This window comes from Nigerium sp., assembly GCF_039811905.1.
GTDB lineage: Bacteria > Actinomycetota > Actinomycetes > Propionibacteriales > Propionibacteriaceae > Propioniciclava.
In genome coordinates this window covers 1-10,238 of record NZ_JBDHZL010000095.1, presented here as the reverse complement: position 1 = coordinate 10,238, position 10,238 = coordinate 1, and the positions used below count along the sequence as shown (strand labels likewise).

At 67.8% G+C, this 10,238-nt stretch carries 6 protein-coding genes and 1 pseudogene; 5 read left to right on the top strand and 2 right to left on the bottom strand.

Features of this window, described 5'->3' with window-relative positions:
• Positions 1-432: 432 nt before the first annotated feature.
• Positions 433-1,479, bottom strand: coding sequence for an ArdC-like ssDNA-binding domain-containing protein (locus WMJ97_RS12435; RefSeq protein ID WP_347349317.1), 1,047 nt, complete (start codon positions 1,477-1,479; stop codon positions 433-435).
• Positions 1,480-1,499: 20 nt separating this feature from the next.
• Positions 1,500-1,736, bottom strand: a complete 237-nt coding sequence (locus WMJ97_RS12430) for a hypothetical protein (protein ID WP_347349316.1) — start codon at positions 1,734-1,736, stop codon at positions 1,500-1,502.
• A gap of 327 nt (positions 1,737-2,063) precedes the next feature.
• Here WMJ97_RS12430 and WMJ97_RS12425 point away from each other — a divergent pair, with 327 nt between their 5' ends.
• The 5 genes and pseudogenes from WMJ97_RS12425 to WMJ97_RS12405 form a co-directional block, all read left to right on the top strand.
• Positions 2,064-3,764 carry an ATP-binding protein gene (locus WMJ97_RS12425; protein WP_347349315.1) on the top strand — a complete coding sequence of 567 codons (1,701 nt, stop codon included), beginning with the start codon at positions 2,064-2,066 and terminating at the stop codon, positions 3,762-3,764.
• Positions 3,765-3,774: 10 nt separating this feature from the next.
• On the top strand, positions 3,775-4,923 hold the full coding sequence (locus tag WMJ97_RS12420; protein ID WP_347349314.1) for an exonuclease SbcCD subunit D: 1,149 nt from the start codon (positions 3,775-3,777) through the stop codon (positions 4,921-4,923).
• 3 nt (positions 4,924-4,926) lie between these two features.
• Positions 4,927-8,244 (top strand): SMC family ATPase, encoded by a 3,318-nt coding sequence (locus WMJ97_RS12415; protein ID WP_347349313.1) that lies wholly within the window; start codon positions 4,927-4,929, stop codon positions 8,242-8,244.
• Positions 8,244-9,230, top strand: a complete 987-nt coding sequence (locus tag WMJ97_RS12410) for a DNA double-strand break repair nuclease NurA (protein ID WP_347349312.1) — start codon at positions 8,244-8,246, stop codon at positions 9,228-9,230. Before WMJ97_RS12415 ends, WMJ97_RS12410 begins: the two co-directional genes overlap by 1 nt.
• Before the next feature lie 386 nt (positions 9,231-9,616).
• Positions 9,617-10,238: pseudogene (locus WMJ97_RS12405) on the top strand (transposase); the annotation flags it as partial.

The following is a 10,238-nucleotide window of genomic DNA, read 5'->3' as shown; positions in this document are numbered from 1 at the left end:
CACTGCATTTTGCCTAGTCAAAGGCACATTCTGTGCGCGAAAGAGGAGTTGAAGCTCTCTTCTGTCAGCCGATAATGACCCCCTGACAAGGACTTATGGAGATGGATTGCCACTTCGTCACCTTGCCGTGGGGAATACGTGGGGAATCGCTCCGAACCCGAGATCCGCGCGGATCTCGCGTCCATCGCTGCCCTTCAGCATAGGCGGAGCGCGCACCGGGATTACTGGCGAGCCAGCGGATAGGGACGCGTGCAGGAACAGGTTCGGCTCCCTCCTGTGCGCGGTGAGGCCTGGCAGGTCCGACACCGACAGTTGGCAGCAACAAGGAGGGGCGGGCACCGTTCCCCTTGAGGTCGTGCAAGCGCCGCGTCGACGACGCAACACCGTCGCATGTGCCTGGTGAGCAGAACTCGTCCATCGCGGTCGTCATGGTCAGCGGCCCAGCGAGGGGACCAGCGCCGGCGAAGGCACAGTCGGCGGCTCCGGGGGAATGGCCTCGCCGACGGAGACCGCCTCCCAGCGCGTGGGGTCCGTCTGAACTCGGATGTCACTTTCCAGGGCATCGAGCGCGGTATCGGTGATGGTCGGATCCGGCTGAGTGGTCTGAAGAATGAGGTCTGCGGCGCCGATGACGCGTTGACCGGTGCTGCGGAGGATGTCGGCCAGGTCGCGGTCTTCGGTCACGGCGTTCAGGGCCCAGCCAGCGACGTAGTTGAAGGTGTACTGGCTGGAGTCGAGACCGTGGGCGCTGGTCACCATGTACGCGACCGATTCGGCCTCGACTTCGATGATCCCCCGGCAGTCGCGGCCCTGCTGGTCTGTGTGGAGGATCACGTGACCGGCTTCGTGTGCGAGGGTCTTGACGGCCTGCGCGTCGTCGACGTCATCGCGGACCATGACGAGCCGCCGGCCGAAGTCGGTGTACCCGTTCGCGCCGCCGAGGTCCGCGCCGCGACGCACGTCGAATCCCCGTTCCTCGAGGAGGCCTTGGAGGCGACCCCAAAGTCCGATGGGGGCTTGACCACTGAGGAGGGTCGCCTCGCCGATCTTGGGATCAGGCAGAGGAGGGCCGTCCGTCTGGCGGATGTCGAATACGGTGACGGGCCTGGTGCCGACGACCTGCGTCCGGTGTAAGACGTGGCCTTGGTCGTCGCGTACCGGTTGGCCGGCATCGTCGAGGCGAGGTTCGCGGCGCGTGATCGGGGCGAGGACCTTGATGCCGGTCTCGCCCCGGCGCACCTGGCGCCCCATCGCTTTGAACGCCTGATAGCCGGCGACGTGGGTCGCCTGCGGGTCCTGAAGCATGATCAGGAGGCTGTTCCCGAACGAATAGCGGTGGAACTGGCTGGAGAACTTCAGCCACGCCTGCCAGGCCTGCGGGTCGTTGAGGGCGAGGACGCCGTCGCTGAGCTGGGCGTGGAGCTTGTCCAGCGTTGCCTGCCGAGCCTTTGCCGCCGCCACCCGTTCTGCCTCGCTCACCGGTCTGCGGTAACCGGCCATCAGCCGCGGCCTTCCCGCACGGCGACGACGTGGTCGAGGATCGCATTGACCGTCTCAATCGGTGCACCGAGGTCGGCAAGGTGGCGTGCCTGCCACAAGAGGTCCTCGACTATGAGGGGGACGTCGGGAAGCAGAAGTTCTGGTTCGCTCACGGCAGCGTCGCAGCGGACGCCATGGGGATTGGGCCGCTCAAGCCGGAGGTCTGCTCCGGTGACCAAGCCGCGGTCGGGGTTCATGGCGACCTCCTGACGACGGGCACTCAAACCCGTCACTTCGCATAACGGAGGCATGCACTCCCCCGTGGACAGCGAGGTTTCTGAGCCGATGTGCCACGGGCCTCGCGAGTCAGATCTCCCGCTTTGCCCTGCGGCGGGAGATCGCAGCTGACTCGTCGCGGACCTTGCCTTTGTGGCGTCGGTCGTGACTGCTCCGTCGACTCGTCGCCTTCACCGTCGCGATGACGGACTGGTGAGTGATCTCAACGGAACTCACGCACACTTCGAGGCGTCAGGAATGAGTCGGAGGCGCCCGATACCGTAGGCCAGGAAGAAGGGGGGGTCGCGGTGACAGAATCCGGCTTGGTGGGTCTGGTGGCGGGGACGAGCGACTCAACACCGCTGCGGTTTCACGTAGCAATCGGTCCGGATGCCTATCTCCAGTTGGACGACGTCGTGACGACCGAGAGACCAATCTCGTCGCGCGGCGTCATCCGCACGGCCGGAGTCGTGACTCAGGTCACTGCGCGCCACGAGGGGGCCAGCTTCGGGTCAGACGTCTTTCTGATCTCCGAAGGCATGCTGCCGGCCCAAGTGCAGGAACTCGCCGAGGTCACCACGACGCGCGTCGAGCCCGAATGCTACGTTCCGCCGCTGCCGGGGACGTCGGTGCGCCGGGCGACGGGCGAGGACCGCGACCACGCGCTCTACTTCGACTCAATGCAGAAGAAGATGGTGGTCGGCCTAGGCCGAGACGGCGAGCCCATCTACATCAACCTCGACTTCCTGGACGGCACGCGAGGAGCCCACGTCTCAATCTCGGGCATCTCCGGCGTGGCCACCAAGACCAGCTTTGCGCTGTTCATGCTGCACTCCCTCTTCGCGTCCGAGGTGCTTGGCGCGCGGCGCACCAACGCGAAGGCGCTGGTGTTCGCGGTCAAGGGCGAAGACCTGCTGTTCCTCGACAAGCAGAACGTGCGACTCGATGACGATCTGCGCGCCCAGTACGCGCAGTTAGGCCTGCCCGCGCACCCGTTCCAATCGGCGCGCTTCTTCGCACCCCCGGTTCGAAACGACACCACCGGGCGTGCCGACGTGGCGGGCCGTACGAGCGGCGTCCATGCCTTCTGGTGGACACTCGCTGACTTCTGCGCGAATGAACTCCTGCCCTTCGTCTTCGCCGACGCCGAGGACGACCGCAACCAGTACACGATCGTGGTGCACCAGGTCGCAGCCCGGCTCGCCGCCGACGTGACGAGTACGGACGCCTCGGGCGCGGTCACCATAGACGGCACGACGGCCCGCACCTACGCCGACCTTGTCGACCTGGTGGTCGACCGGCTGCAAGATGACAACACTCGCCCTCAGTGGGCGGGACCGGCGACGGGCGTGGGCACGATCAACGCCTTCATCCGCCGCCTACGCTCCTCGCAGCGGGCCCTGTCCTCGCTCATCCGGGGTGATCTGCCCCCCAGTACGACGCGCGAGGTTTCGACGGCCAACAGCCAGGTCACGGTGATCGACATGCACAACCTCCCCGAGCGCGCTCAGCGGTTCGTGGTTGGCGTATCACTCGCCAACGAGACCCTCCGCAAGGAGCGGGCCGGGGCGGGCGGGCTGCTCTTCACCATGATCGACGAACTGAACAAGTACGCTCCACGCGAAGGCAACTCCCCGATCAAGGACGTCCTGCTCGACATCGCCGAGCGCGGCCGCTCGCTGGGCATCATCTTGATTGGCGCGCAGCAGACAGCCTCCGAGGTAGAGCGCCGCATCGTCTCGAACTCATCCATCCGCGTGGTTGGACGCCTCGACCCAGCTGAGGCAGGACGCCCCGAGTACGGCTTCCTACCCCCGAGCCAGCGCCAGCGAGCCACGCTCGCCAAGCCCGGCGCCATGTTTGTGTCGCAGCCGGAGCTGCCAGTGCCGCTCGCTGTCGAGTTCCCGTTCCCCGCGTGGGCTACGCGGCTCAGCGAGTGCGCGCCCGAGGCGACGACGAGCCCGGTGCTGGCCAGGCTTGCCAACGACGACGACCTCCCACCCTTCTGAGGAGACTCACGTGAAGTTCCTGCACACCGCCGACTGGCACGTCGGCAAGACTCTGAAAGGCCACAGTCGCCTCGATGAGCAACGCCAAGTGCTCGCTGAGATCGTCGGCATCGCACGGGAGCACGACGTGGACGCCGTACTCATCTCCGGCGACGTCTACGACACCTCGGCTCCGGGCTCGGAGGCTCAGAAGCTGGTCAACCACACGCTGCTGACGCTAGCGAATGAGCGCCGCGAGGTGGTCGTCATCGCTGGCAACCACGACCACGCGAACACCTTCGAGGCGTTCCGTCCGCTCATGAAGGCGGCGGGCATCGAGTTCGCCGGACGTGTCCGCGCCACGGCCCAGGGCGGCGTCCACACGTTCACGGCGAAGTCGACCGGTGAGCAGGTAGTGGTCGTGATGCTGCCATTCCTGTCGCGACGCTACGCCTATGGTGCCGAAGAGTTGGTCACGGGCTCGCCGTCCGAGAACGCCGGCCACTACGACGAGGCGATGCGCACCGTCCTCCGCGAACTCTGCTCGGCATTCCAGCCGGGGGCGGTCAACCTGGTCATGGCCCACCTCACCTGCACGGGCGGCGTCATGGGTGGCGGTGAACGCGAAGCACAGTCGATCTTCGAGTACCACGTCCCGGCAACGGCCTTCCCGGTAGAGGCACACTACGTTGCGTTGGGGCACCTGCACCGCCGCCAAATGATGCCGGCTAGCTGCCCTGTGCACTACTCAGGCGCCCCCCTCGCGGTCGACTTCGGCGAACAGGAAAACACGTCAGTCGTCTGCATCGTCGAGGCCTCCCCCGGCACGCCGGCGTCCGTGATCGACGTGCCGATCCAGGCTGGACGCCGACTTCGCACCGTCAGGGGAACGGTGGCCGAGCTGGCTGCCCATGCCGAGGATTGCGGCGACGACTTCCTGCGGGTGGTTGTGATGGAACCCACCCGCGCGGGCCTGCGCGACGAGGTGCTCGAGATCCTGCCGAATGCACTCGAGATCCGCATCGACCCGTCGTTCATCAAGGCGCGCTCGAACGCGCCCACCGCCCACACGGGCCAGTCGCCGCGGGAGCTGTTCGCCGCCTACTGCGCGCAGGTAGGCATCGCCGACCCACGCGTCAATGCACTGTTCGACGAGCTCAGTGACCAGGAAGCGAGGTAATCCATGCGACCGATTCGCCTCGAGATGGAAGGGTTCGCGTCTTTCCGCTCTGCCACCGTCGTCGACTTCACCGAGGCCGACTACTTCGCGCTGGTCGGCCCGACGGGGTCCGGCAAGTCCACTGTCATCGACGCCGTGGTGTTCGCCCTGTACGGCACCGCGCCGCGGTGGGGCCGCGTCAACGGCATCGAGTACGCGCTCGCGCCGACTGCGACGCGCGGAACCGTGCGCCTGGTCTTCGACGTGGGCTCTCACCGCTACCAGATCGCGCGCGAGGTCCGGCGCGTGGGCCGGTCGGGAGTGGTGCAGCAGAAGGGCGTCTTCCTCGAGCGGTTCCTGGACTCGTCTGCGGCCGAGGCCACCAGCGAGCAGGTCCAGACCCTAGCGTCGGAGCTCCGGGAGGTAAGGACGGCCGTCGAGCAGCTGCTCGGGCTCACATACAACGACTTCACCCAGGCCGTCGTCCTGCCGCAAGGTCGCTTCGCGGAGTTCCTCACCGCCACCTCGGGAGAACGTCAGGACATCCTGCTGAAGCTGCTCGGCGCCGACCAGTACGAGCGCATCAGGGCGGCGGCATCAGAGCGCGCCCGTGACGCAGCGAGCCGCGTCACGCAACTCGACGCGCAGCTGGCCGACCTGGCCGACGCGACGCCCGACGCCGAACTGAAGGCGTCAGCACGGGTCAACGAACTTGACGCCCTGCGCGTCGCCACCGACGAGCGCCTGACCGCGATCGGCACCCTCCGCGAAACGGCTCGGGCAGACGCCCGACGCCACGCTGAGCTGCACGGCGAAGCCGACCAGCTCGCCGCTGTAAGGGCGCCCGGCGGAGTCGCCGATCTTCGCGAACGCGCCGCCTCCGTGTCCAGTGCGCTCGACGCTGCGGGAGCCAGCGAGTCGGCCGCCGCCGACGCCTGGGACGCCGCACGCACCAACCTTGAGCACCTCGGTCAGCGCGGGGAATGGGAGCGATTGGCGGAGCAATGGCGCGAATCGGCAGAGCTCGGTGAGCGTCTACCCGGGCTGCGTGAGCAGGCGGAGGCGGCCCAGGACGCGATGAAGGCAGCTCGCAACCGTCGCGACGAAGCCTCGGCGTCCGTGCGAACGGCAGAGCAGGCGGTCGACGCTGCCGCCCGCGAGCAGAGCGCTGCCGATGAGGCCCATCGTGAGGCCGAGGCTCGCCGTTTGGTGCTGGACAGGGTCACGACACCAACCGGTGTCCGCGACCTCGCCTATCAGGTGGCCGTGGCGACCGAAGCCCTCGCCGAGCATCAGAGCGCCACCGAGGCCGCGGAAGTCGCCGACGAGAAGGCCCGCGCTGAGGCGGCGTCTGCCGGTGATGGTGCTGTGGAGCGCCAGGCGCTGGGGTGGCTGGATCAGAGGCGTGCCGTGGTTGAGGAACTCGCGCGGCTGGATGCCGCTGCGGCCGACGCCCGGACATCCTTGGAGGCAACCCAGGCCGAGTCGGACCGGTCCAATCAGGCGGTCGCCCAGGCCGAGCAGCGACTGCAGGCCGCGCGCGACGCCGGAGTGGCCGCGGGATTGCGGGCGCACCTCGCTGTGGGTGACAACTGCCCGGTGTGCGAGCGCCCCATCGACGTCATGCCGGTGGGCGGCGACGAGGGCGACCTGGCCGAGGCACAGGCGGCGCTGGATGCTGCACGCGACCGTCACCGCACGGCGACCGAGCAGCTGCGTAATGCCGAGAAGGACGCCACGTTCAAGGCGGCCCTTGCTAAGGGCAGGCGCGACGCGCTCGCCCAGCTGGAGGCGGACATCGCCGCCGCCTACCCGGACGCCCAGGAGAGCACCCTAGAGGCTTCCTTGCGTGAGGCCCTGGCCCGCGTGGAAGCCACTACGGCAGCGATGCGGGCGGCCGGTGAACGGGTCCGAGAGGCGCGCGCAGCACGGCAGGCGGCGGCGGACCGGTCCGCCACATTGCAGGAGTCGCTCGCGGAGGGTTGGCAACGGTTCCGCGCCGCTCGTGCGGGGTTGCTGGCGTGGGGTTGCCCGACGCAGGAGCCGGCCGACCTTGGCCGGGCGTGGGCCGACCTTACGGCGTGGGCCCGGCAACTGGTGGCGGAGCTCGACGAACGGGAACTTCCCGAGCTGCGCGACCGGCGCGAGATCTCAGCGGCCACCCTCGAACAGGCAGAAATCGCCCTGGTCTCGGCACGGGCAGTGCTGGAGGAGGCCGATTCTGCGGCCACCGAAACAACCACGGCGGAGGCAGCGGCATCCGGGGACCTCAAGCGCGACGAGCTCCGCGCCGAGGAACTGCGGGAGTTGCTGCGCGACCGGCCCGACGCAGCAGCTGCCGCGACGGCACTCGAACGCGTGGCCGAGGCAGAGACAGAGGAGAAGCGGGCGCGTGTCGAGCACGCCGCCCGTCGCGAGGAATTGAAGGGCGCCCGGACAGCACATGAGGCGGTAAAGGGCGAAGTACAGCAGGCGCTGCAGGCATTGCGCGCCGTCCGCGATCCGCTGGTGGCGCTGGGTGCGCCGCCGCTCGACGAAAGCAACCCCGGGACCGGGTGGGACACCCTGGTGTCCTGGGCCACGGAGGCGCTCGCCCGCGTCACGGATGACCTCGACCGGGCAGAGACCGCCCGCGTCTCCTCGGCGGCCACCGTTACCGAGGCAGAGGCTGCCGCGATGGCCGCATGTGCAGCGGCCGGGTTACCGATCCCGAGTGTGGCGGCTGCAACGACCACGATCGCGGGTGCCCTCGCCGAGGCGCGCAAGGAGGTGTCTTTGGTGCGGGAGCGCATCGACAAGGGCGCCACACTGCTTGGGCAGCGCGCCGAGGCAGCCGAGCAGGCGCAGGTCGGGTCCCTGCTCGCGGAGAACTTGAAGAAGAGCAAGTTCCAGGAGTGGCTCGCGGGCGCGGCCCTCGACGTGCTGGTGGAGGCGGCTTCCGAGACCCTGCACGATCTGTCTGGGGGCCAGTACGGCCTCACGCACGACCGGGGCGATTTCCATGTGATCGATCACGAGGACGCCGAGGCGCGCCGGTCGGTGCGAACTCTGTCCGGTGGGGAGACGTTCCAGACCAGCCTCGCGCTGGCGCTTGCGCTGTCCGACCAGTTGTCTTCCCTGTCCTCGAGCTCGGCCCGACTCGAGTCGCTGTTCCTCGACGAGGGTTTCGGCACGCTCGATGCCGACAGCCTGGAGACCGTGGCGGTGACCTTGGAGCGGCTGGCGCAGGGTGACCGAATGGTGGGCGTGGTGACACACGTCCCGGCGCTGGCAGAGCGGGTGCCAACCCGTTACGTGGTAAGGCGCGACTCTCAGAGCTCCCGAGTGGTCAGGGAAGGTTGATGAAGTTCAGCGTGGACGCCTGGGACCCGGGCTACGGGACCAGTTTCCAGGAGACGGCGGAGACACTGGAGGCCTCCAGCGCCCGGGTGTCACTGGACGTGGAACACGCGGCGGCAAGCTGGCGCCCGGTTGAGCCCACCGATGTAGCGACCCCGTCGGCGGTCCTGTTCGTCGACGGAGTGCGTCGCATCGACGCCCGCCTCTGGATCGGCGACGAGTCCGGCGGAGACGCGAGCATGGGAGTGTGCGGCTCGTACGCCGCGGGAGTGGTCTGCTGCTGCGAGGAAGGCGCCCACGTCTCTCACTTGGAAGTGCGGCGAGGACTTTTCACGACCGCAGTGAAGGCCGAGGACCTCGATACCCAACACGGCTACTGGAGCCTGGCGCTGACAACCTCGGAGCCCGGCACGCCGCCAAGCCAAACCCTCTCGTTGGCGCTACAGAGGCGGCTCGCTGACCTCGAGGTCATCGTGGCAGCGAACGCCCGAGCTGCACGGCGCCGCGACGACGACCTCCTGGTCATCGACGGCCCATTGCGAGGCCGCACGAAGTTGGAACGTACCGTGTCCCTCATCAAGTCCCACCAGGCGTCCTACCTGCCGCACGAGGTGGGGGACATCATCGGGCGGCTGCGAGCCGGCGAACGGACGCCTGTATTCCTGCTGGGCACCACGTGGGAGCGGTACACGTGGTACCTGCGCCTTCCATGCGAGATCGAGTCAAGTTGGTCCGGGATCGTCCGCATTGAGTGCTCGCCGGACCTGGCACCCGACCAGGCTGCGTCGCTGGCCAACCAGACACAGGGTACCCTCCCTCCCTACGCTTCCGAACCCCACAAGGACACCCGCGCTCCGCAGAACCTCTATCCGATCGGCGGTCTGGAGACCCAGCTTCGGCACCGGCTGGGCGACCCTCGGCTGCTGTGGCGATCGTTGCGGATCGCTGCCCGTCGGCCGAGCACCGGGAAGGGGGTCGAGGAAGCGTGACGAGGCGAGTGTGTGTCAGGTGCGGGAGAGTCGGCTCACTTCAGTTCGCCGAATTCCCCCAGGGCGATGCCTGCACTGCGGAGAAGGCATGCCGTCGCCGCATTCAAGACCACGCCTTGGACCAAGCGGCGGATATCGATGATGATCGGTGGTTCGACTACGTGCGGGAAGACTTCCCCAAGAGTCTGGGCACCATAACGGCCCATGGTGACGCCTCGAGCGAGGACGCTCCGCGCTATTGGGTCGGCGTGCACGGATGGAACCCCGAGGTCCGAGCCTGTTCAATCGTGCTGTTCGAAGAACCCGCAGACAGGTACGGGCCCTAACCCCGGGTCTTGGACACGTGGAATCCAGCAGTTGCTGGAGGAAGCGAGATGATCAGGACTATGGCCAGGAAGAACTACTCCGATGAGTTCCGTCGGCAGGCCGTCGACTTGTACGAGTCCACTCCCGATGCCACGTTGAAGGGCATCGCCGCCGATCTGGGGGTGTCCCGGGGAACGTTGGCGGACTGGGTGAGGGCGTTCGGGACAGGTTCGACGGCTGCGCCACCAGAACACTCCTCCAGCGGCGCGAAGTCGGCCGGTACCGAGTCCGCGGCGGTGAGGATCGCCCGGTTGGAGGCGGAGAACGCCCGGCTACGGGCCGACAAGGTCAAGGTCGAGACCGAGCGGGACATCCTGCGGAAAGCGGCCAAGTATTTCGCTGGGGAGACGAACTGGTGAACCGCTTCCAGTTCGTCGCCGACCACCAGCACGCCTTCGAGGTGAAGCGGTTGTGTCAGGCTGTGGAGGTCTCCCGGTCATCGTTCTACGCCTGGTGCGCCGCCGCACCGGCCCGGGCCGAACGGGTCGTGGCCGATGCCGAGCTCGCCGAACGGATCCGGACCGTCCAGGACCCGAAGACCGGTGGTGACCCCGCCTACGGGGCACCCAGGGTGACCGCTGAACTCAACGACGGCGTGCCGGCCGAGGACCGGGTCAACCACAAGCGGGTCGCCCGGGTGAT